The sequence below is a fragment of the Kineosporia babensis genome, assembly GCF_021129305.1.
GTDB lineage: Bacteria > Actinomycetota > Actinomycetes > Actinomycetales > Kineosporiaceae > Kineosporia > Kineosporia babensis.
Window position 1 is genome coordinate 177,693 of record NZ_JAJOMB010000001.1, and the last position, 22,323, is coordinate 200,015.

17 protein-coding genes are annotated in these 22,323 nt (G+C 69.5%); 10 read left to right on the forward strand and 7 right to left on the reverse strand.

Annotation, left to right across the window (positions count from 1 at the left end):
• Positions 1-6: 6 nt before the first annotated feature.
• A complete protein-coding gene (locus LR394_RS00790; RefSeq protein ID WP_231438344.1) occupies positions 7-924 on the reverse strand; it encodes a glycoside hydrolase family 16 protein in 918 nt (305 codons plus the stop codon).
• Between the two features lie 203 nt (positions 925-1,127).
• Entirely contained in the window at positions 1,128-5,381 is a 4,254-nt protein-coding gene (locus LR394_RS00795) for a hypothetical protein (RefSeq protein ID WP_231438345.1), read from the reverse strand.
• A gap of 245 nt (positions 5,382-5,626) precedes the next feature.
• On the opposite strand from LR394_RS00795, the gene LR394_RS00800 reads away from it, so the two are divergent.
• Positions 5,627-6,283, forward strand: a complete 657-nt coding sequence (locus LR394_RS00800) for an FMN-dependent NADH-azoreductase (protein WP_231438346.1) — start codon at positions 5,627-5,629, stop codon at positions 6,281-6,283.
• A 26-nt stretch (positions 6,284-6,309) separates the two neighbouring features.
• Here the strand turns inward: LR394_RS00800 and LR394_RS00805 are convergent, their stop codons facing one another.
• Complete coding sequence (locus tag LR394_RS00805) at positions 6,310-7,560, reverse strand: serine/threonine-protein kinase (protein WP_231438347.1); 1,251 nt, start codon at positions 7,558-7,560, stop codon at positions 6,310-6,312.
• Between the two features lie 298 nt (positions 7,561-7,858).
• On the opposite strand from LR394_RS00805, the gene LR394_RS00810 reads away from it, so the two are divergent.
• Complete coding sequence (locus tag LR394_RS00810) at positions 7,859-9,076, forward strand: MFS transporter (protein ID WP_231438348.1); 1,218 nt, start codon at positions 7,859-7,861, stop codon at positions 9,074-9,076.
• Between the two features lie 30 nt (positions 9,077-9,106).
• On the opposite strand, the gene LR394_RS00815 is transcribed toward LR394_RS00810, so the two are convergent.
• Positions 9,107-9,430, reverse strand: a complete 324-nt coding sequence (locus tag LR394_RS00815; protein ID WP_231438349.1) for a histone-like nucleoid-structuring protein Lsr2 — start codon at positions 9,428-9,430, stop codon at positions 9,107-9,109.
• Positions 9,431-9,708: 278 nt separating this feature from the next.
• On the opposite strand from LR394_RS00815, the gene LR394_RS00820 reads away from it, so the two are divergent.
• The 3 genes from LR394_RS00820 to LR394_RS00830 all read left to right on the forward strand — a co-directional run bounded on the left by LR394_RS00820 (position 9,709) and on the right by LR394_RS00830 (position 13,380).
• Positions 9,709-10,398, forward strand: a complete 690-nt coding sequence (locus LR394_RS00820) for a TetR/AcrR family transcriptional regulator (protein WP_231438350.1) — start codon at positions 9,709-9,711, stop codon at positions 10,396-10,398.
• 4 nt (positions 10,399-10,402) lie between these two features.
• A complete protein-coding gene (locus LR394_RS42590; RefSeq protein ID WP_231438351.1) occupies positions 10,403-11,572 on the forward strand; it encodes an MFS transporter in 1,170 nt (389 codons plus the stop codon).
• A gap of 104 nt (positions 11,573-11,676) precedes the next feature.
• Positions 11,677-13,380 carry a cation:proton antiporter gene (locus LR394_RS00830; RefSeq protein WP_231438352.1) on the forward strand — a complete coding sequence of 568 codons (1,704 nt, stop codon included), beginning with the start codon at positions 11,677-11,679 and terminating at the stop codon, positions 13,378-13,380.
• Between the two features lie 7 nt (positions 13,381-13,387).
• Here LR394_RS00830 and LR394_RS00835 read toward each other — a convergent pair whose 3' ends face one another.
• From LR394_RS00835 to soxR, 3 genes are all read right to left on the reverse strand, one after another.
• Complete coding sequence (locus tag LR394_RS00835) at positions 13,388-14,959, reverse strand: hybrid sensor histidine kinase/response regulator (RefSeq protein WP_231438353.1); 1,572 nt, start codon at positions 14,957-14,959, stop codon at positions 13,388-13,390.
• 161 nt (positions 14,960-15,120) lie between these two features.
• Positions 15,121-16,245 carry an XdhC family protein gene (locus LR394_RS00840; RefSeq protein WP_231438354.1) on the reverse strand — a complete coding sequence of 375 codons (1,125 nt, stop codon included), beginning with the start codon at positions 16,243-16,245 and terminating at the stop codon, positions 15,121-15,123.
• A 607-nt stretch (positions 16,246-16,852) separates the two neighbouring features.
• Positions 16,853-17,329: a redox-sensitive transcriptional activator SoxR gene (gene soxR, locus LR394_RS00845; protein ID WP_231438355.1), complete on the reverse strand. Its 477-nt coding sequence runs from the start codon at positions 17,327-17,329 to the stop codon at positions 16,853-16,855.
• 82 nt (positions 17,330-17,411) lie between these two features.
• Between soxR and LR394_RS00850 the strand changes: the two genes are divergently transcribed.
• From LR394_RS00850 to LR394_RS00870, 5 genes are all read left to right on the forward strand, one after another.
• Entirely contained in the window at positions 17,412-18,116 is a 705-nt protein-coding gene (locus LR394_RS00850; RefSeq protein ID WP_231438356.1) for an SDR family NAD(P)-dependent oxidoreductase, read from the forward strand.
• Positions 18,117-18,121: 5 nt separating this feature from the next.
• A complete protein-coding gene (locus LR394_RS00855) occupies positions 18,122-19,162 on the forward strand; it encodes an S-adenosylmethionine:tRNA ribosyltransferase-isomerase (RefSeq protein ID WP_231438870.1) in 1,041 nt (346 codons plus the stop codon).
• Between the two features lie 114 nt (positions 19,163-19,276).
• Entirely contained in the window at positions 19,277-19,651 is a 375-nt protein-coding gene (locus LR394_RS00860; protein ID WP_231438357.1) for a response regulator transcription factor, read from the forward strand.
• Complete coding sequence (locus LR394_RS00865) at positions 19,648-20,745, forward strand: HEAT repeat domain-containing protein (RefSeq protein ID WP_231438358.1); 1,098 nt, start codon at positions 19,648-19,650, stop codon at positions 20,743-20,745. The genes LR394_RS00860 and LR394_RS00865 overlap by 4 nt, the downstream gene beginning before the upstream one ends.
• A gap of 33 nt (positions 20,746-20,778) precedes the next feature.
• Complete coding sequence (locus LR394_RS00870; protein WP_231438359.1) at positions 20,779-22,215, forward strand: glycosyltransferase family 2 protein; 1,437 nt, start codon at positions 20,779-20,781, stop codon at positions 22,213-22,215.
• The last annotated feature ends 108 nt before the right edge of the window (positions 22,216-22,323 follow it).

Consider the following 22,323-nt stretch of genomic DNA (forward strand, 5'->3'; position numbering starts at 1 on the left):
AGCAGGCTACTGCGGCAGGAACGTGGTGTCGATGAGGGCGGTGTTGGCAACCGTCGGACGGCTCGGCCGGACCGTGCTGCCGAACGGCGACCAGTTGGCGCTGTGCCAGACGTTCTGCATGAACAGCGACGGACTCTGGGGGATCCGGTCCTTGGGGCCGCGGTAGTCCCAGAGCACGACCTTCCGGTTCCGGTCGTCGACGGTGTAGAAGGTGATCCGGTTCGTGCTCCAGTCGAACTTGTAGGTGCGGAACTGCTTGGCGGCGTTGAAGCCGGGGACCGGAGTGGTCTTGACCGGGAGGTTCTCGCCGGGCAGCAGGGCCTCGCAGTCGCTCACCCAGGACTTGATGTAGCAGTTCTTCAGCACCTGGCCGGTGCGCACGTTGACCACCCGGGTGATCGCGCGCGGGGTGTCGGTGAGCTCGTCGTAGTCGGTCCAGATCGTCATCCAGACCAGTTCCGGCTGCGAGCAGAGGAACTCGAAGTCGATCTCGTTGTTGTCCGGCAGACCGTTGCCGTTGGTGTCGGCGTGGTCGCGGGAGTAGGTGAAAGCCGCGCTGATCACGCCGGGAGTGCCCGGCTGGTCGCTGCAGTCGGCGGTCTTCATCCGGCTGCCGAAGGTGCCGAACCGGTAGGCCTTGGTGCTCTCGAAGCCCACGCCGCCCATCGGGCCGGCCTCCGGGTTGGCCGGCAGAGTCAGCTTCAGGGCCTTGCCGTCGGCGGTGCCGGGCACCCGGGTAGCGGTTTCCAGGTTGGTGTAGGTGGTGTTCGGGCGGATCAAATTGGAGGACGTTGTGGTCCAGGGAAGTGTGCGGGTGGCACTGGCGGCCAGGGCCGGTTGGGCGACAAGTACTGAGACCAGTGCCGAGGAGGCCAGGGCCAGCGCGGCCCCACCGATCCGGCGAACCCGACCTGCTCCGAACAACGTGCCCTCCTGGCTGTCTATGTGGACTGTGCAGTAGACCCAGGAAGACGTGTCGTCAGCAGGAACGGGCATCCAAGTAGATGCGGGAAAGTGCGCGCAGCGGTCCACTCGAACGCCGGATCGAGCCCTTTTCAGGCTGGAGAATCCACTCGGACAGGCCAGAGCGCAGGCTGAGAACCCGGCGGATCTTGAGGTTTCGCCGACTACTGGTAGAAGCGGCGTTCGGAGCGCCGCCACTCCGCCGGGAAGCCCTCGCCCGGAACCTCGGTGGCCTGTTCTTCGGGCAGGGTGGTCACGATCCCGGTGAGCCGGTCGATCCGCAGGGGAACGCCGGGCAGTGGTGGGGCCAGCTTGATCGCGTGCCGGATGGCGTCGAGCAGTTCCATCGGCATGTTGCCCACCGCGCGCTGGAACGCGGCCTCCAGATCCGGCCGGTCCTCGTCGTCGTTGATCATGGCCCAGTTGGCCAGCGCCCGGGTGAAGCCGGGAACGCCGGAGAGCAGATCCCGCGCGGCCCGGTCGGGCGTGACGGCGTAGACGTTGTCGGTCCGGATCGGACGGGGGTTGCGGGAGGACGTGCTGATCACCCCGGGCACCGGAGCCGGCGCCGCGGGGAAGCCGCGATCGTTGAGGTCGCGCATCAGCACCAGGCCGTCGAGGAACTGGGCCACCGAACCGCCGGAACCCCGTAGCGCCGTGACCTGCAGCATGGTGCGCGACTCGGTACGCCGGTCACCGTCACCGACCAGGGCTTCGAGCAGGGCCTGGCGAGCTTCTTCATCCTCGGGGGAGGCGACCAGGTCGAGCGCGGCCTGGCAGACGGACTCGTCGGCCAGCCTGGTCTCGAGGTCGATGTGCGGGAGCTCGTTGCGGTACGTGTACGTGCTCAGCTGGTGCGATGTCTCGCCGCGGGAAGCGGACTTGCGCGGGGTCAGCTCGGGCAGTTCCGGGCCCGCGTTCAGGACGACCCGCTCGCGCTGGCCGGGGATGGAACGCGGGGTGACCGGAGGCTCGAGCTGGGCCGGCTCGCGCCTGGACAACTCGGGCTTGGACTCGGGTTCCGACGGCTCGGGCTTGGCTTGCTCAAGCTTGGCCTGCTCGGGCTTAGCTGCCTCGGACTTGGCCTGCTCAGGCTTGGCCTGCTCGGACTTGGCCTGCTCGGGCTTGGGGGCTGCCGTATCAGCCGTGGCCGAAGCGGGTGGTGCGGCCGTCTCGTCCTTGGCTGCTGCCGGCTCGGCAACCTCGGGCTCAGGAGCAACCGGCTGAGCAGTGGCCGCCCCCGGCTTCGGTGCTGCGGGCGTAATCGGGATGGGCCTAGCCGCGGACTCGGCCAGGTCCGCCGCGGCCGCGATCTCGGCTGCTGTCTCGGTGGACTCGTCCGGACCGTCGACGGACTCCCCCGCCGACGAAACCGGCTCGTCGTCCCGATCGCCGGAAGCATGCTGGAGCGAAGCGCCCTCGTCGTCCGGGCCCACTTCTTCCGGGCGCTTCTCCTCGCTGCGCCCGAAGAAGGTGAACGGCTTCTCCGACCAGCCGGAATCCTCCTCAGACTTCTGCTGCTCGGGAGTTCCCCACTGCGGAGCCTGCGATCGCGAAGCCTCGGCAGCAGCCGTTGCTTCTTCGGCGGCGGCCCGCTCACGGGATCGGGTCATCGCCTCGCGCAGGGTCGGCCGCGACTGCCTGGCCTTTTGGGTGTCCACCTCAGCGGTGTGAGGGGTGGGCTGCTTCGTTTCTTCGGTCGGAGCAACCGCAGCAACCCCGGACGCGACGGCCGCCGCTTCAGCCGCCTTCGACTCATCGATCCGCGGCTCACCAGTCCGCGACTCACCGGTCCGCGACTCACCGGTCCGCGACTCACCGAGCTGCGACTCACCGGTCCGCGATTCAGCAGTCCGCGACTGACCGGGCCGCGACTCACCGGGCTGCGACTCACCAGTCCGCGGCTCAGCGGGCCTCGACCCGTCGCCGTCCTTGGTCTCCAAAGCCTCGGTCTCCGAAGCCTTGCTCTCAGCGGCCGCGTTCTCTGGGGTCCGGCTCTCGGAGGTCCGGCTCTCAGGGGCCTTGTCTTCCCCGGCCTTGGACTCGCTGCCCTCGGGGTTGCCATCCTCGGCGGTGTCGCTGCCGGGCAGAAGGCGTCCTACCTTGCGGGCCTGGTCCTTCACCCGGCGACGCGACTGCGAAAGAAGCTGCGAAAGCCTGGGAACAGGAAGATCTGTGGACTCTTCGCCGGACTCGCTGTACGGACTCTTCGAGGGGTCGTACGGCTCCTGAACCCGCCGGGAAGCAGGACCCGCCCGATGACGCACCGCGCCACGTGGAGCCGGGTCAGGCCCCGGACGAGAGTCAGGCTCAGCCTTCGCCGCCTTCTCGTCTTCTTGGTCCAGTTCGTCGTCAGAGGTGGTGTCCCCGTGGTCGGCACCCTTGGGAACCACCGGATCAGAGGACGCCCGGTGCCCCGGCTTCCGCGGACGCGCCGGGGTGGGACGCAACTGGGGAACGGAACCGGTGGTGGCCGGGCCATCGTTCGCCGCACTCGTGGCTGCCGAGCCGGACACAGCCGAACCGAAGGTGGCGGAGTCGAAGTCCGAGGAGGCCGGATCAGAGGTAGCGGAGTCCGAGGCCTTCGAGCCCGAGGCAGTGTGACTCGAGGAAGCCAGGTCCGACGCCGGAGAACCTGAAGCGATCGAGCCCGAGGTGGCCGAACCCGCGACCCGAGAACCTGAAGCGGCTGAGCCCGAGGCGGTGGGATTGGAGGTAGCCGGGGCCGAGACCGGAGAACCTGAAGCGGTCGAACCCGAAGCAACCGAGCCCGCAGGTGTCGAACCCGAGGTGGTTGAGCCCGGGGCCGTCGAACCTGACGTGGCCGAGTCCGGGACAGCCGAACCCGAAGTGGCCGAAGCCGGAGCCCTCGAACCTGACTTGGCCGAGTCCGGGACAACCGAACCCGAAGTGGCCGAAGCCGGAGCCCTCGAACCTGACTTGGCCGAGTCCGAGGTACCCGAGCCTGAGGTCACTGAGCCGGAAGCGGTCGCGCCGAAGGTGGCCGGACCCGAGATGGCCGAGCCCGAAGCAGCAGAGTCGGAGCCCCCCGAGCTCGGGGCAGCCCGACCCGAGGTAGCCGAACCCGTGGTGGCGAGGCCCGAGGAGATCGGACCTGAAGTAGCTGAGTCCGAGGCCCTCGAGCCCGGAGCGACCGGGCCCGTGGCCGAACCTGTAGTGGTCTGGTCAGAAGTGTCTGAGGTGGTTGAGCCGTCGGTCCCTCTGGTGGCCGGCGCCGATCGTGGCCCGGACTTGGACTCCCGCTCGTCCAGCGCTGTCTGGTCTGGCGCTGCGGGCGCAGCCTCGGACCGCGACCCGAACCTGGCCCGAAGCGCGGACCAGCGCTGCGATATGGCTCCGGCCTGGGGTTTCGCCGACGACCCGGATGTCGACGGCGAACTGCCGTCCGGCTCACCCGGGGTCTGTGGCTGAGACTCGAAGCGGGCCCGCCGCCCTGACTCGGATGACGGTCCTGGCTGGGCTGAGCGCCCCGGCTCGGCCCGCAGCGCAGACTCGTCCTCAGATTCAGGCTTGGCCCGCAGTTCTGACCGATCCCGCAGTTCTGGCCGATCCTGCGACTCGGACCGGTCCCGCAGTTCTGGCCGGTCCCGTGACTCGGACCGGTCCCGCAGATCTCGCCGGGCCCGCAGATCATGCTCGGCCCGCGGTGGAGTCCCGTACTGCGGTTCCGGCCGGGCCCGCTGTTCGGATTCGCTCTGCCGTTCGGCCTCGGTCTGGAGGGCGGCCTCGGTCCGGGAGGCGGACTCGGGCGCCGGCTGGGCGAGGGCCTCCGGGGACTCGGTGCTGGTCGGGGGCTCAGAAGCGGGTGACGGGCTCAGCGGGCCGGCCGGCAGTTGCCGGGCCTCGGTCAACTCCCCCGGCGAAGTCTCGGAAGGAGAACCGGTCTGCACAGTTCGGGCGCGCAGCGGCTCGGAAGCCCGGGCCGCCCCGGACTCACCCACTCGCCGCTTGGGCAGCGCCGGGGCCCAGTCACCCTTGTGCCGCCAGGAGTTGCCCGGGCCGCTGCGCAGCCGGGGCGTGGTCTCTTTCTCGGCCGCCTCGACCGGCTCCGCCTCGTCCTTCTCCTCCGGCTGCAGGGTGACCCGCACCGGCAGGAGCCCGGACAACGAGCCCTCGTCGGCCTGCCGGACCAGCTGCTCATCCCGGCCGAAGGCGACCCGCGAGGCCGGGCTGGTCCGCAGCCCGTTCATGCTGCCCCTGAAGAACGGCAGCAGCCAGCGCCAGATCAGCAGCACCGTGAGAATCGCGAAGAAGGTGATCCCCACCTGCACGACCAGCAGCAACGCCTGGCCCACAGCACCGAACCACCCGCCCAGGGCGTCAGCGATCGCCTGGATGGCCTGGATCGCCAGCGCTACGACGACCAGCAAACCCACTGCATAGCCGACGAGGTTCATCGAGCCCTCCCGGCCTGCTCGACAGAACGCACCAAATTCACGTGGATGGCTTGAGCCCCATCTTCACATGCACCAGTGGAAATGTCGCTAGCCTAGCGTAACGGGCCGGTTTCACCACGAACCAGACGATCTCGTCTGCCCAAGCCGCCGTCGGCAACGGAAATCGCCGAGCCCGGCCCGGGTGTTCCGCATCAGCTCGTGGCAAAGTCAGCTCAGCCGCCCCGCTGAGACAAAGGACCCGCCCCGTGCCGACTCTGCTGCACCTCGACTCCTCCGCCGATCTGCGCAACTCCGTCAGCCGCGCCCTCACCGCCCGGTTCGCCACCACCTGGACCGAGATCAGCACCGAGCACCTGGTGGTGCAGCGCGACCTGCATCTGGACCCGCTGCCGCACCTGCCCACCAACGCGCTGCACTGGGCGCCGCGGCTGCGCACCCCCGAGGAGGTGGTGCCGGCCGACGCCGAGCAGCTGCAGAACGTTCTGCTCGACGAGCTCGCCAAGGCGGACGTCGTGCTGATCGGGGCCCCGATGTACAACTGGGGCATGCCCTCCACGCTCAAGGCGTGGATCGACTACGTCCACGTCGGCGGGGTGACCTCCACGGTGGACGAGCAGCCGGCCCAGCCGCTGGCCGGCAAGCCGGCGGTCGTGGTCTCCAGCCGGGGCGCGTCCTACGGTCCGGGCACGCCGGGCGAGAACACCGACCACGAGGTGCCCAGCCTGGTCCAGTCGCTGGGGATATCGATGGGCATGGACGTCACCGTGGTCACCGCCGAGCTCACCCTGGCCACCCGGCTCCCGGCGCTGAACCCGTTCGCCGGGCAGGCCGCGGACGAGCTGGAGAAGGCCGCGAAGTCGATGGTCGACCTGGCCCAGAGCCTGGGCGCCAAGTTCCAGTAGGAGAAGGCCAGCGCAACCGCGAGTGCTCAGAAGAACAGCGTCACCAGCAGCGCCGAGGCGATCGCGGCGGCCGTGAGCACGGCCAGCGCAACGATCGCCCGGCGCGGCCGGCGGCGGCGCTCACGCAGTTCGCGCCGGTGCGGCAGCTCGCCCGAGTCGGTGTTGATCGAGTGCCGGGGGAGGCCGTGCGGATCGGTCCGCGGGATGGTGCGGGAAGGGCGGCTTGAGGACGCGTGACGCCGGGTGGGCGTCTGGGTCGCCTCGATCTGGGGAGGCTCGAGCAGGGTCGACACCCCGAAGTCGGCGGCCAGTGCCTCCAGCCCGGCCGTCGAGGGGGCGACGTGGTTGCCCCGGGCCCGACGGGTCTGCGCGGGCACCCCGACATCAGGTGATTCCGGGATTCCGTGGCGCACCGGCGCCGGCAGGTTGACCACCTGAGTAGCCATTGCGCCGTCGCCTCTTTCGTGGAAGGCGCGCAACTGCCCGGCCACCTCGTCGGCCTCCGGACGCTGACCGGGATCGTTGTCGGTCATGGCGGTGAGCAGCCCGGCCAGTCCGGCGGGGATGTCCACATCGATGCGCGGCGGATTGTGCAGCCGGGCGACCGCGACGGCCACCGGCTCGCCCCGGTAGGCCGGGCGTCCGCTCAGGGCCTCGATCAGCACCAGGCCCAGTGAATAGATGTCGCTGGATTCGCGAATCTCCTCACCGCGCACCTGTTCCGGGGACAGGTACCCGGCCGTGCCCATGGTCAGCCCGGTCCCGGTCAGCCGGTCTGCACTGTCCAGGGCCCGGGCCACCCCGAAGTCCCCGAGCTTGATCTCGCCGGTCTCGGCCAGGAGCACGTTGCTGGGCTTGAGGTCGCGGTGCACGATCCGGCGCGAGTGCACGTAGCCCAGGGTCTCGCCCAGGCTGGCGCCGACCCGGCTGGCCTCGTGCGGCGAGAGCGGCTCGCCCTTGCAGTACCGGCTCAGCGTCTCGCCCTCGATCAGCTCCATCGCGATGTAGGGCTCGTCGCCGTCCGTCGCAGCGTCGTAAAGCGTGATCAGACCAGGGTGGTTCAGTTCGGCCAGGGTGTTCGCCTCGGAGGTGAACCGGGCTCGGTTGACCTCCTCCTCCAGCGCCAGCCGATGCAGGACCTTCACCGCCACATCGCGTTCCAGTACCGAGTCCCAGGCCCGGTAGACCAGGCCCATCCCGCCCTTGCCGATCACGTCCCCCAACGCGTATCGGTTGGCAAGCAGTTGAGTACCCGGGTTCAGGGTCTCGTCCCGCACGCTGCCTCCTCTGCGTGTCCGTCCGCGGTCGTCACTCTGCCTGTGATCACCGGGAACGGCACTTCGGGAGTGTCCTGACTGCCGGATTCAGGCCGGCTCGAGCACCGGGACGACAACCAGAACCGTCCGTTCGAACGGGTTTCGATCGAGGGGTTCGCCCTCCCGGAGCCAGATTCCTGGAACTGCCCTCTACGCACCCGGCCAATGAGTGTGTACCTTCGTACGCACTACTGTGGACGCTCGTACGCATCGCTACGGAGCCACGTCAGACGTCCCGTGAGCGAGTTCTGGAGAGTCCGTGCCCACCACCATCCATCAGCGCCGCTGGGCGCTGTTCGCGCTGTTCTTCCTGCCCGGCGTGGCGATCGCCTCCTGGGTGACCCGGACCCCGGCGATCCGCGACTCACTCGGCGCGTCCACCCAGGAGATGGGCCTGGTGCTGTTCGGCCTGTCGGTCGGCTCGATGCTGGGCATCCTGTCCTCCGGCACCCTGGTACTGAAGGTGGGCGCCCGCCCAGTGATCGCCGTCGGCACCGTCGCGATCGTGGTCAGCCTGCCGACCATTGCTCTGGGTACCGCCCTCGGTGAGGCGCCGATCGTGACCGTAGGCCTGTTTCTCTTCGGCGCCGGCGTGGGCGGTGGCGAGGTCGCGATGAACATCGAGGGCGCGGATGTCGAGCAGATCACCGGCAAGCCGTTCCTTCCGGTGCTGCACGGCTGTTTCAGCCTAGGTACGTTCGTCGGCGCCCTGGCCGGTATCGCCGCCACCGCCGTCGATTTCCCCGTCGCCTGGCACCTGCTCATCGCCGGGGCGCTGGCACTGGGCCTGTTCATCTGGGCGATCCAGCAGATCCCGGCGGGTACCGGCAAGGTCGAGGTGCCCACTGCGGCAGTTCAAACTGGGGACGCGTCGGGGCCCCAAACGTCCGTCGGTTCGGCTCCCGTGCTGTGGAAGGACACCCGACTCCTGCTGATCGGGGGCATCGTCCTGGCGATGGCGCTGGCCGAGGGCACGGCGAACGACTGGCTGCCGCTGCTGATGGTGGACGGGCACGGCTTCGACGACGCACTCGGCTCGACGATCTACGCCACGTTCGCGCTCTCGATGACCGTGGGCCGGTTCGTGGGCGGGGGCTTCATCACCCGCTACGGCCGAGGCCGGGTGCTGACCGCCAGCGCGATCTTCGCGGCGCTGGGGCTGGCGCTGGTGTCGTTCCCGGACAGCCAGGTACTGGCCGCGGCGGGGGTAGTGCTCTGGGGACTGGGCGCCTCACTCGGCTTCCCGGTAGCGCTTTCGGCGGCCGGGGACTCCGGGCCGAACTCCGCGGCCCGGGTCTCCCTGGTGGCCACCGTCGGCTACATCGCGTTCCTGGTGGGCCCACCGCTGCTCGGCTTCCTCGGTGAGCACTACGGCCTGCGGACGGCCATGATCGTTCCGCTGAGCTGCGCTTTGCTGGCGGTCTTCATCGCCCGGGCGGCCGACACCCCGGCCGAGGCGGTTCGCCCACACGGGTGAAACGGTGCGGGCGAACCACCAGGCGGCGGGTCAGTTACCCGCCGCCTGGTACTGCTCGATCACGGACGATGGAATGCGGCCACGCTCGGAAAGCTCGATTCCGTTGCTGGCCGCCCAGGCCCGGACCGCCCGATTGTCCACACCGGTGGCCACCTGCTTCGGGGTGTTCTGTTTACGGCCGCCGACCCGGCGCCCGACCTCCGTGTAAGGAGTCAGGGCCTTGCGCAGCGCCGCTGCATTCTTCTTGGTCACGTCGATCTCGTACTCGACGCCGTCGAGGCCGAAAGCCACTGTTTCGTCGGCCAACTGCCCGGTCATGTCGTCGAGCAGTTCGGTCACTGTCCTGGTCGCCATGGCGTGATGTCTTCGCTTTCTGACTGCTCAGTCGAAGGTGGGCGGCGGCATTGCTGCACCGTCAGAAAGGTTCCTCAGTGCCCTTGACCGAATACCGAGAACCCGCGCAGTACGAGCCTGCCACATTTATCCGGTCGATGTTCACTCTTCTCCGGCGGTGAAAAATCTCGTCCGCCGCTCTTCGGTATTCAGCCGGACGAGCGGGCGCCGGCCGGCACCGCAAGTTAGGGGGAGAACAGTCATTGACTTGTACGGACGTTCAAGTCTTGACTGGCGCCATGCGGGCATACCGACCGATCGCAGACCGGCGACGGCAACTGATCGACGCCGGAATTGCCATCGGTGAGCGCGAGGGCGTGGCGGCGGTGACGGCCCGCCGGGTCGCCTCAGAGGCGGGTGTGTCGCTCGGCCTGGTCTCGTACTGCTTCGCCACCAAGGACGACCTGACCGTGGCGATGGCCGCGCGAATCGCTGAGGACACGGCCGAAGCTGCCGACTTCCCGCTCGACCTGAGCCCGCCCCCGATCCCGGAACTGGTGCCCGCCGGAGCCCGCAGCGCCGAGGCCACACCCCGCGCCACCCCGGGCGTCCGCAGCACCGCCGAGCGCTCGGCCGAACTGGAGCACGCGCTGCAGGAGGCGCTGGGGCGGCTCTGGGCCCTGCACGAGGCCACCCCCGGCCGGCAGTTGCTGACCTACGAGATCACCACCCGCGCCCTGCGCGAACCCCGACTCAACGACGTGGCCCAGCAGCAGTACGACACCACCGTGCGCACCTGCGGGGCGGTACTGGCGCACGTGGCCGACCAGGTCGGCGTGGCCTGGGACCGGGAGATCGACGAGATCGCCTCCCTGGTGGTGATGGCGATCGACGGCGCCACCCTGCGCTGGCTCGTGGACAAGGATTCGGCTGCCGCGTTGCGTCGCCTGGGCGACGTCGCGCGGATGCTCGTCACCATGGCTCGCTGAGCCGGTGCCCACCGCAGCGCTGGGGCGGGCCCGGATCGCCACCTCCGGGGCCTTCGCGGCCCAGGGCCTGCTGTTCACCGTCCTGCTCACCCACCTGCCGCAGTTCAAGGACCGGTTCGGGGTCTCGGACGGCACGGTCACCCTGATCGTCGTCATGGTCACCCTGATCGCCAGTCTCGGGAGCCTGGCCAGCGAGGCCCTGGCGGCCCGGGTCTCCAGTTGGTTCGCGCTGCGCCTGGCCCTGGTCCTGGCTGCGCTCTCGGCCACGGCGATCGGCCTGGCCGGTGAACTGGTGCTGTTCGTGGCCGCTTTCGCGGTGTACGGGGTGGCCCTGGGCGGGGTGGACGCGGCCTCGAACATGCAGGGCGTGGCCGTGCAGCACCGTTACGGGCGCAGCGTGATCAACTCGTTCCACGCCGCCTGGAGCGCGGCCGCCATCGTCGGAGCACTGTACGTGGCGGCCAGCGAGCACCTCGACCTGGAGCTGGGCCTGTCGGTGGGGCTGGCCGCGCTGGTGGTGCTCGGCCTGACGATCTGGCCCGGTAACTGGCTGCTGCCCGGAGCCACCGGCCCGCAGGAGAGCACTGCCGAGAGCGATCTGCCCGGTTTCCTCAGCCGGGGGCCGCTTCTGCTGCTCGGGCTGGCGATGGCCGCCTACTGGGCCGTGGACTCCGGAACTTCCAGCTGGGGCGCCATCTATCTCACCGACGTCCTCCATTCCTCCACCAGCGTGGCGCCTTTGGCCTACGGCGCGTACCAGGCCCTGGCTCTGGTCTCCCGGTTGTTCGGCGACAGCGTGGTGCAGCGGTTCGGGGCGGCACGGACCATCCGGGGCGGCGCCCTGATCGGCGTGGCCGGCACGCTGCTGCTGGTGCTGGCCCCCGGTCCGGCCCTGGCCATCACCGGCTTCGCCCTGGCCGGGCTGGGACTGGCCGTGGTGCCCCCGCTGTGCTTCGCCGCGGCCAGTGCCCGGGCCCGCAGCCGGCTGCAGTCCGACCAGCTGGTGGCCCGGCTCAACGTCTTCAACTACCTCGGTGCGCTGCTCGGCGGGGCTTTGGTCGGAGCGGTCGGCAGCGGCCTCGGCCTGCGCACCGGATTCTTCCTGACCGTATTGCTGGCGGCCTCGATGCTGTTGCTGGCCCGGGCTTTCACCACTCGGCCGGCAGCCGCTTGAATTCGTTGCCTGACCGACCGATAGGATTTCGTTCCTGGTCAGAGGCATAGACGTCGGCGTCCGCTCTGCGGGAAAGAGGTCGCGGGTCTTTCGGGAGGGACGAAATGAACGGCGTTCAGCTGCTACTGGTGGTGATCGCGGCCGTTGCGGTCACCGGTCTGGCGCATCGCAAGGGTTTACAGGCGCCCCTGGTGGTCGTGGTGTTCGGGCTGGCGGCCTCGTTCATCCCGGGAATGCCGCGGCTGGAACTCGAGCCACACATCATCCTCGGCATTGTGCTGCCACCACTGCTGTATTCCACGGCGCTGGACTTCTCGGTGCCCAGCTTCGTGCAGAACATCCAGCCGATCCTGCGCCTGGGCGTGGTGCTGGTCCTGATCACCGCCTTCGCGGTCGGCGGGGTGGCCTACTGGTCGGTGCCCGAACTGACCTTCGGCGCGGCGCTGGTGCTGGGGGCCGCGGTCGGCCCGCCGGACGCGGTCACCGCAGTGGCGATCGGGCGCTCCCTAGGCGTGCCGAACCGGGTGATGACCATCCTCACCGGTGAGAGCCTGATCAACGACGCGGCCGCGCTGACCCTGTTCAGTGTGGGCGTCGCGGCGGTCACCGGCAGCCACACCGTGGTCTCCAACCCGGTGCTGTTCTTCATCTACACGTCGGTGGTCGGCATCCTGGTCGGCCTGGTGCTGGCCGTGGTGGTGCTGTGGGTCCGCCGGCGCCTGCATGAGCCCGGCCTGGAGACGGTACTCGGGCTGATCGTGCCGTTCGCCGCGTTCCTGCTGGCCGAGGAGCTGCACGGCTCCGGTGTGCTGGCGGTGGTGATGGCCGGCTTCTGGGTCGGGCACAACTCGGTCACCTCCGGCTACGCCACCCGGCTGCAGGAGCGCCAGCTCTGGCGCAGCATCGACATCCTGCTCGAGGCCTTCGTCTTCGCCTACATGGGCCTGCAGATGAAGTTCATCATCGAAGACGTGTTCGAGGTCCACCACGAGCCGGTCGGCGTGATGCTCTTCTCCTCGTTGCTGGTGCTGCTCACCGTGCTGGCGATCCGGCCGATCTGGGTGTTCGGCTTCTCCGGCAGCCGGCAGCTGCTGCGCAAGGGCCTGGCCAGCACCCCGCCGGCGGAGAACCCCAAGGTGCCGTTCCTGGCGGCCGGGATGGACAAGGCCCGGGACCGGGCCGCCCGGGGCGCCAACTGGCAGACCAACGCGCTGATCTCGTGGACCGGCATGCGCGGGGTGATCACCCTGGCCGCGGCCGCCGGTGTGCCGTTCTACACCGAGAGCGGCGAGGAGTTCCCCGGGCGTTCGGCGATCCAGTTCATCGCTTTCGTGGTGGCCGTGGGCACCCTGCTGCTGCAGGGCGTGACCCTGCCGTACCTGGTCAAGCGGCTCGACCTGTCCAGCGACGTGGAACACAACAAGGAGATGCAGCAGCGCACGTTCGCCCGTGAGGTGGCCCGCAAGGCCTCCAAGCAGGCCGTGCAGCAAACCCTGGCCGACCCGCCCGACGGCTGTGACCCGGCCCTGCTGGAAGGCATCGCCGAACGTTTCCGGCACGCCCAGGAGACCCGTGAGGACCTGCTGCCGGACGACGAGGACGACCCGGCGCTGCGCGAACTGCACCGCAAGGACCTGACCCGGGCGGTTCGCGTGCTGCGCGAGCGCATGCTCACCGCCCAGCGCCAGGCCCTGATCGCCGAGCGGGATGCCGGGAACCTGGACGACGAGGTGCTGCGCGACCTGCTAGAGCACCTGGACTACGAGGAAGCGGCCACCGCCACCGGTTCGGCGGCCCGTCTGCACTGAGCGCTGGCTAGCGCTGGGCCGGGAGGTCCACCGTCATGGTGGTCCCCCGGCCCGGGGCGGAGTCGACGCGGATCGTCCCGCGGTGCGCGTCGACCACACCCTTGACCACGGCCAGCCCCAGGCCGGTGCCCGGGATGCCGCGGTCGGTGGCCGAACTGGAGCGGAAGAACCGGGTGAACAGCCGGGCCTGCTCGGCCTGCGGGATACCGATGCCGTGGTCGCGCACCTCCAGCCGTACCCCGGCCGCCATCGCCGAGACCTCGAGCGTGATGACGTCGGCCCGGCCTCCCAGGGGACGGTTGCCGGTCGGTGGGGGCGAGAACTTCACTGCATTGCTGAGCAGGTTGATCAGCACCCGCTCCAGCTGCGAGGCATCGCCCAGCACGGTGGGCAACCGCTCGCCCAGCCGTACCTGCAGGGTCAGCCCGGCCTGCCGGGCCTCGGGAGCGACCGTGGCCACCGCGGCCTCGACCAGGTCGGGGAACGAGATCGCGCGGAACTGGCCGGATCCGGCGTGTCCCGACTCCATCCGGGACAGCACCAGCAGATCCTCGACCAGACTGAGGACGCTGGCGGTGTTGCGGTCGATGATGTCCAGGAACCGGTGGCTGAGTTCCGGATCCTGCTCGCCGTCGCGCAGCATCTCCACGTAACCCCGCACCGAGGTCAGCGGGTTGCGCAGCTCGTGACTCACCGCGGCGACGAAATCGGTCTTCATCCGGTCCATCTCGCGCAGCTGGTTGTTGCCGGCGGCGAGTTTCTCGGCCCGGGACATGATGTCGGCGCGGGCCGCCCGCAGGTCCGACTCGACCCGTTTCTGCCGGGTGATCTCGGTGTAGATCGCGCCGATCCCGAAGATCTCACCGCCGGAGTCACTGATCGGGTAACGCACGCACAGCAGGCTGCGGGCGCCGTCCGGGCCGTGGAACTCCTCCTCCCGCTCCACCACGATCGAGGTGTGCAGGCAGCGCGCGTCGAGTTCGGTCATCTGCCGGGCCTTCTCGGCCGGGAAGATCTCGGCGTCGATCTTGCCGGCCAGGGTGTTCGGGGCCAGCCCGCACAGCCGCTCGAACTCGCCGTTGGCCAGCAGGTAGCGCCCGTCCACGGCCTTCACGCTGATCGCGGCCGGGGAATGGTTCACCAGCCCGGCCAGGATCGCCGAGGTCTCCCGCTCGCGGCGCTGGGCCTCGCGCTTCTCGGCGGTGAGCCGGCGGATGGCCAGGGCGTGCTCGACCGCCGGGCCGAGCCGGGCCAGCCGGTCCTTCAGCAGGTAGTCGACCGCCCCCAGACGCAGCGACTTGACGCAGGTCTCCTCGTCCATCTGGCCGCTGACCACGATCACCGGCACTTCCAGGTGCATCTCGTGCAACTGGGCCAGCACCGTGGGCGCGTCCAGGCCGGGAAGTGAGTAGTCGCAGAGGATCACGCCGGGCGGCGGGTCGAGGGCGGCCAGCATCGTGTCCATGGTGTCCACCCGGGTCCAGTCCGGGCCGAACCCGCTCCGGACCAGTTCGGCCACCATGAGCTCGGCGTCGGCCGGCTGGTCCTCGATGATGAGCAGCCGGAAACTCCTACTCACGAAACCATTCCCCCCAGCGATTTCCCCGGGCGTCAGTTAACACCCGGGGAGCGGTCCGGAGCGGGAGAATCGCCGGAAGATCGGCAAGGGCGAGCAGAGCCGGCCACCACCGAACGGCCGATACCTCGGATACTCGCGCGAATCGTCCGTTGCTGTCGGACCTACTCGCCGCTGGCCTGAAGCAGCCGCAACTGGGGATGGATCGGCCCGCGGGTGCGGCCCAGCGGCTGGACCACCTCCACCCCGGAACGCAGGGCGATGATCTCGGCGCAGATCGAGACCGCGGTCTCTTCCGGGGTGCGCGCGCCCAGATCCAGACCGATCGGCGAGTGCAGCCGGTCCAGATCGGCCTCGTCGGCACCGGCGGCGCGCAGGCGTTCCAGCCGGTCGTCGTGAGTCCGGCGGCTGCCCATCGCGCCCAGGTAGCCCACCTGCGTCTGCAGCGCGGCGAGCACGGCCGGCACGTCGAACTTGGCCTCGTGAGTGAGCACGCAGATCGCGTCGCGCGGGGTCAGGCTGGGGCCGATCCGGGCCAGCAGCCGGTGCGGCCAGTCCACCAGCACCTCGTCGGCGTGCGGGAAGCGGGCGCGGGTCGCGAACATCTCGCGGGCGTCGCACAGGGTCACCCGGAAGCCGAGCACCGAGGCGACCTGGCTGAGCGCCCCGGCGAAGTCGACCGCGCCGAAGATGATCATCCGGGCGGGCGGCAGGAACGGCTGCACGAAGACTCCGACGTCGCTGCGCCGGGCCTCACCCCGCGGGCCGTAGCGGCGCACCCGGGCCTGACCCAGTTCGCCGGCGGCGTCGCGGGCCACCACCCGGTCGAGTTCGGCATTACCCAAACTGCCCAGCAACGGACGTCCGGGGCGCACCAACGCGGTGGCGCCGAGTTGGTCTTCGGCCTGGACGACGGACGCCAGAACGACCGGCTCCCCCGCCCGCACCGCCTCGGCCAGTTGCTCGAACCCGATCAGCTGGGCGAACGGCTGGATCACCAGATGAATGGTTCCGCCGCAGGTCAGACCCACCGCCAGGGCATCGTTGTCGGAGTAGCCGAAGCTGACCAGCTCGGCCTCGTCGCGCTCGATCAGCTCCAGCGCGGCGCTCACCACCGCACCCTCGACACAGCCACCGGAGACCGAGCCGAGCACCTCACCGTCCTCGTTCACCGCCATCGCGGCGCCGGGCTCCCGCGGGCCGGAGCCGTCCACATCGACCACCCGGGCCACGGCACACCGCTTGCCCTGGGCCCGCCAGTGGTCCAGTCCGGTCAGCAGTTCCCGCATCCGGCCTCCTTGAGGGCTGTCTGTCGGGCAGCCTACGTGCGGATGCGTGATTCGTGCACCGGGGACGAGCGGAAAACGCCCGGCGGGTGATCCCGCGCAGCCGGTACCAGGCGCGCACCTTCTGCCAAGCAGCAAAACCCTGCGCAATGCCCCGGCGACCGCACTGGTCAAATGCCAGAACCTCCGCGCCAGCCCCGCGCCAGCCCCGCGCCAGGTCGCACCACGCGGGCGAATTCACGACACCGCGTAAACAAAGTGTCCCTGGCAGCACTTTGTTTACGCATTCCCTGAAATCGCCCGCACAGAGCCCGGTCAACGACCGCTCACGATGTGTCAAGGTGGTCCATCCGGTACCAGGTGTACACATCATCGAAGCATCCCCGCCCACCGCTCACGTCCGGGACGGCTTTTCCGGTGCGGTGAGCACCAACCTTGACCAGGTCAACTCCGCCCCGCAGTAGGCATGGACTTCCAAAACACGCTCTAGGTCTCACGGGCACAGGGCCACGGACGGGGGCAGAGCAGCGGCAAGGGCAGCGGCAGAGGATCGTCCACCGGCGACCTAGGCCATACGGCGCAAGCTCTGCGGCGGGAACGTGGCGCCGGGTCAGGGCTGGCGGCGCAGGGCCTGAGGCAGGAAGGCAGCGCCGGGACCCCACTGCGCGGCCTCGTCCTCAGAGTTGGAGATCCGGCAGCGGGCCAGGGACAGGCAACCGCAGCCGATGCACGAGTCCAGCTTGTCGCGCAGCGCCACCAGCGCCTCGATCTGCTCGTCCAGCCGCTTCGACCACGAGCGCGAAATGGCCGTCCAGTCCGCCCGGGTCGGAGTGCGCGAGGCGGGCAGCCGGTCCATCGCCTCGCGCACCTCCTCGAGCGAGAGCCCGACGCTGCGGGCAGCCCGGATGAAGGCCAGCCGGCGCAGCACCGCCCGCTCGTACCGACGCTGACCGCCCGCGGTCCGGGTGGCCGAGATCAGGCCCTGCCGCTCGTAGAACCGCAGCGCCGAGGCGGCCAGGCCGCTGCGCCGGGTGAGCTCGCCGATGGTGAGCAGCTGATCGGCCCGGGGCTTCGGGTCGGAAGTCATGCGCTCAGGGTACTAGACCTAAAGCTGAATTTAACTACCAAGATGAGGCCAGGACGAAATCCACCGATCCTCAGGAGAACACATGCCCACCGCACTCATCACGGGTGGTTCCAGCGGCCTCGGCCTGGCCCTGACCACCGCACTGGCGCAGGACGGCTGGGAGTTGGTGGTCGACGCCCGCGACGCCGACCGGCTGCACTCTGCGGTGCAGCACCTCGGGCCGAACGTGCGCGCGCTGCCCGGCGACGTCACCGATCCGGCCCATCGCCAGGCCCTGGCCGCACTGGTGCCCGAGCTGGATCTGCTGGTGAACAACGCAGGCGGCCTGGGCCCGAGTCCGCTCCCGGCGTTGTGCGAATTCCCGCTCGCCGCACTGGAAGACCTGTACCGGGTCAACGTCGTAGCGCCGCTCGGCCTGATCCAGGCAACCCTGCCCGCGCTCAGCCGGCGCAACGGCACGATCGTCAACATCACCTCCGATGCGGCCAGCGCGGTCTACCCCGGCTGGGGCGGCTACGGCTCCTCGAAGGCCGCGCTGGAACAGATCGGCGCCGTGCTCGGCGCCGAAAGCACCGGCAGTATCCGGGTTTACTCGTTCGACCCGGGCGATCTGCGAACCCCCATGCATCAGGCCGCCTTCGTGGGTGAGGACATTTCCGACCGGCCGCTGCCCGAGAGTGTGGTCCCGGCCTTCCGGCAGCTGCTCGAACGCCGGCTCCCGAACGGCCGTTACGCCGCCTCCGACCTGAAGACGAAAGAGCCGCCCCAGGAAGGAGCCAGCGCGTGAGCACGATGATCCCGCCGCACACGGTCTTCGAACTGCCGGACAACTCCGAGGCCACCGAACCGGCCGAGGCCCGGGGCCTGCCCCGGGACGGCGTGCGCCTGATGGTGGCCGGGCCCGACGAACTGCACGACACCCGGTTCCACCGGATCGGCGAACACCTCCAACCCGGTGACCTGCTGGTAGTGAACACCTCCGCCACCCGGGCCGCCGCGCTCGAAGGTACGCATCCGCGCCTGGGCACGGTCGTCGTCCATTTTTCGCTCCAAATGCCCGACGGCTCCTGGGTGGTCGAAGTACGCACCTCGCCCGACGCGTCCAAAAGCATTCGTAGTTGCTCTCCCGGCGACATCATTCGGCTCGACCGCGGGCCCCAGCTGGAACTGGTGACACCTCGAGTGCCCTCGGAAAAACGGCTTTGGCGCACCCAGCCGATCCTCGCCCAGGCCCTGCAGGACGCCGGCCCTCGCCCGATCCGCTACGGCTACCTCAGGCATCAGTGGCCGCTGGAGAGTTACCAGACGGTGTTCGCCGACCCCCGCAACATCGGCTCCAGCGCCGAGATGCCCAGCGCCGGGCGTCCGTTCACCACCGATCTGGTGACTGCCCTGGTTGCACAGGGCATCCGGGTGGCTCCGATCACCCTGCACGCCGGCGTCTCCTCGCTGGAGACGGGTGAAGCACCTCCGGCTGAGCCCTACCGGGTGCCCAGTTCGACCGCCGCGCTGGTGAACTGGACCCGCCGGACGGGTGGCCGGGTGATCGCTGTGGGTACCACCGTCACCCGGGCGCTGGAATCGGCGGCGGGCAAGGACGGCAGGGTAAGGACCGCCGACGGCTGGACCGACCTGGTGATCTCCCGCGAGCACCCGGTCCGGGTGGTGAACGGGCTGATCACCGGGTGGCACGATCCACAGGCCTCGCACCTGCTCATGCTCGAGGCGGTGGCCGGGCCGGACCTGGTCCGCCGGGCCTACCGGCACGCGGTGAGCAGCGGATATCTGTGGCACGAGTTCGGCGACTCGTGCCTCTTCCTCCCCCCGGGGTGAGAAGCTCCTCGCCCGCAAATCACCCTGTAGGCCATTCGGGTTCCCGACGATGCGGTGGGGAGTCGGAGAGCAGACCGCTCTGCGAACGCAACCGTCGTACACCGAGGAGCCACCATGAGCAGCATCGTCGTTGTTGACGACGACTCCGACATCCGGGGTCTGCTGGAGTTCAAGCTGACGGCGGCCGGTCACTCGGTGACCGCCGAGGCCGACGGCGAGGCCGGGCTGGCCGCCATCATGGACGTCCGCCCGGACGTCGTGGTGCTGGACTGGATGATGCCCCGGATGAGCGGCATCGAAGTCTGCCTGGAACTACGGAAAGATCCGTCGATGGCCGACATCCCGGTCCTGTTCCTGACCGCGAAAGCCCAGGAATCCGACGTCCAGCGTGGTTTCGCCGCCGGCGGCAACGACTACGTGATCAAACCTTTCAGTCCGCGCGAGCTGTCCAGCCGGATCGACGCGCTGTTGGCTCGGACCCCACGATGACCACGGCGACCGTCCTCCTGATCGCGGCGACCCTCAACCTGGTGCTGATCATCGCGCTCTCGCTCAGCACCGCCGTCTGGAAGGCCCGGCGTGAGCGCCGGGCCCGCCGGCACGAGGAGGAACTCGCCCAGCTGCGGCCGGTGATGATGCGTTACCTGGCCACCTGGGAGGACGGCGACGCGCACGACCTGGCCGACATCCTGATCGCCTACCGCGGGGTGACCACCTCGTTCGAGGAACTGGTGGCCGGCCTGCTGCCGAAGCTGCGCGGGGCCGACCGAAGCATGCTGGTCGACATCCTGCGCCGCCGGGGCACGATCGAGGACGCCCGCATGGGCACCCTCTCCCGCCTGCCGGTGCGCCGCTACCGGGCGGTGGAACTGCTCGGCGCGGCCGGGGTCAGCGAGGGGATCCCGGAGGCCACCCGGCTGCTGGGCGACCGCAACACCGACGTCCGACTGGCTGCGGTCCGGGCCCTGGGCCGGATCGGCACCGCCGAGGCGGCCGCCGGCCTGCTGGAGCACCTGGACTCCGAAGAGGCGCTCAAGCACCCGATCCCGCCGCACCCGGTCACCATGGCGCTGCTGCGGATCGGCACCGACGCCACCGACGCGCTGGTCCGGTCGCTGGAGGCCGACTCGGTCGAGGTCCGTACGATCTGCGCCGAGGTGCTGGGGGTCCTGGGCGTGTACCCGGCGGTCTCCGGACTGCAGGTGCGGGCCCGGGTCGACCCGAGCGTCTCGGTCCGCCTGGGCGCCGCGCACGCCCTCGGCCGGCTCAGCATGCCCAGTTCGGTCGACGACCTGACCGCGATGCTGCGCACCGAGGAAGAGGTCGAGGTCATCGCCGCGGCCTGCACAGCACTGGGCCGGATCGCTGATCCGGCCTCGCTCCCGCCACTGGAGCAGGCGGTGGCGCACGAGCACCCGACCGTCCGGGTCGCCGCAGCGATGGCGCTGGTGGCATTCGGCGACACCGGCCTGGATCGGCTGCGTGAGATCGCCCAGCAGGACGCCGAGGGCGGTGACGCGGCGAGGGAGGTCCTCGCCCGGAACTCGATCGCGACGAACACCACGCCGCTGATCTCCTACTGAGCTGATCTCCTACCTAGGGGGCATGGCCGAGCCATGAGAGATTTCCTCGAATCCGCGGTGATCGGATTCAACTCGTTCGTCATCATCTACTTCCTGGCGCTGAACTCGCTGTACCTGGTGATCGTGCTGATCGCGGCCCGTGCGCAACGACGCGCGCAGCGGATGTCCTCGGAGACCGCGCTGGAAGACCTGTTCGCCAACCCGCTCACCCCGGGCGTCTCGGTCCTCGTCCCCGCCTACAACGAGGAACCGAGCATCGTCTCGAGCGTGCACTCGATCCTGGACCTGCGCTACCCGCAGCTGGAGGTGGTGATCGTCGACGACGGTTCCACCGACGGTACTTTCGACGTGCTGCAGCAGGAGTTCGAGCTGCAGGCGAGCACCCGGGTGGCGGCCGGCGTGGTGGAGACGGTGGGCACGGTGAACTCCGTGCACATCTCCCGCGACGGCCAGATCGTGGTGATCCGCAAGGAGAACGCCCGGCGACGCGGCGACGCGCTGAACGTCGCCCTGGAGTACTCCCGCTACCCACTGGTCTGCATGATCGACGCGGACTCGGTGCTGGAGAAGGACGCGCTGATGCACGTGGTCCGGCCGTTCGTGGACGACCCGGAGCGAGTTGCGGCCAGCGGCGGGGCGATCCGGCCGATCAACGGCTGCCCGACCGAGCGCGGGATGATCCTGGAGAAGCGGCTGCCCAAGGCCTGGGCCCCGCGGATCCAGGTGGTGGAGTACCTGCGCTCGTTCCTGCTCGGCCGGGTCGGCTGGTCGGCGTTCAACGGCCTGATGATCATCTCCGGCGCGTTCGGCCTGTTCCGCCGCGACCTGGTCCAGCAGATCGGCGGGATGACCGCGGACTCGCTGGCCGAGGACGCGGACCTGGTGAACGGCCTGCACTACCGGCTGCGCAAGGAGAAGCAGGACTACCGGATCGTCTTCGTGCCGCACCCGGTGTGCTGGACCGAGGTGCCGGAGAACCTGAAGATCCTCAGCCGGCAGCGGCGACGCTGGTCGCACGGGCTGCTGGAGGTGCTGTGGCGCTTCCGGGCGATGATCGCCAACCCGCGCTACGGCCGGATGGGCATGCTGGTGCTGCCCTACTACCTGGTGTTCGAACTGCTGACCCCGATCGTGGAGATTCTCGGCCTGATCTGCCTGCCGATGGGCCTCGCCTTCGGCATCCTGAACTGGCAGGCCGCCGTGCTGTACGCGCTGGTAGCGATCGGCTACGGGATCCTGCTGTCGGTGGTGGCGATCGCGGTCGACGACGTCTCGTACAAGACCTACCGGCGCTGGAAGGACCTCGGGATCCTGCTGGTGGCTGCGTTCCTGGAGAACTTCGGGTTCCGCCAGCTGCACGCCTTCTGGCGGCTGCGCGGGCTGTGGTCGGGGATCCGGGGCTCGAACGCGGCCTGGGGCGAGATGCCCCGGGTGGGCTTCAAGGACACCTCCGGAGCCGCAACCAACTAAGACCCTCGAACGAAGGACGCCGGTGCGCACCTCGGGTGCGCACCGGCGTCCTTCGTTTGGCGGACTAGTATCGTTTCAAACTAGTCGAGTATTCTGACTAATCACTGA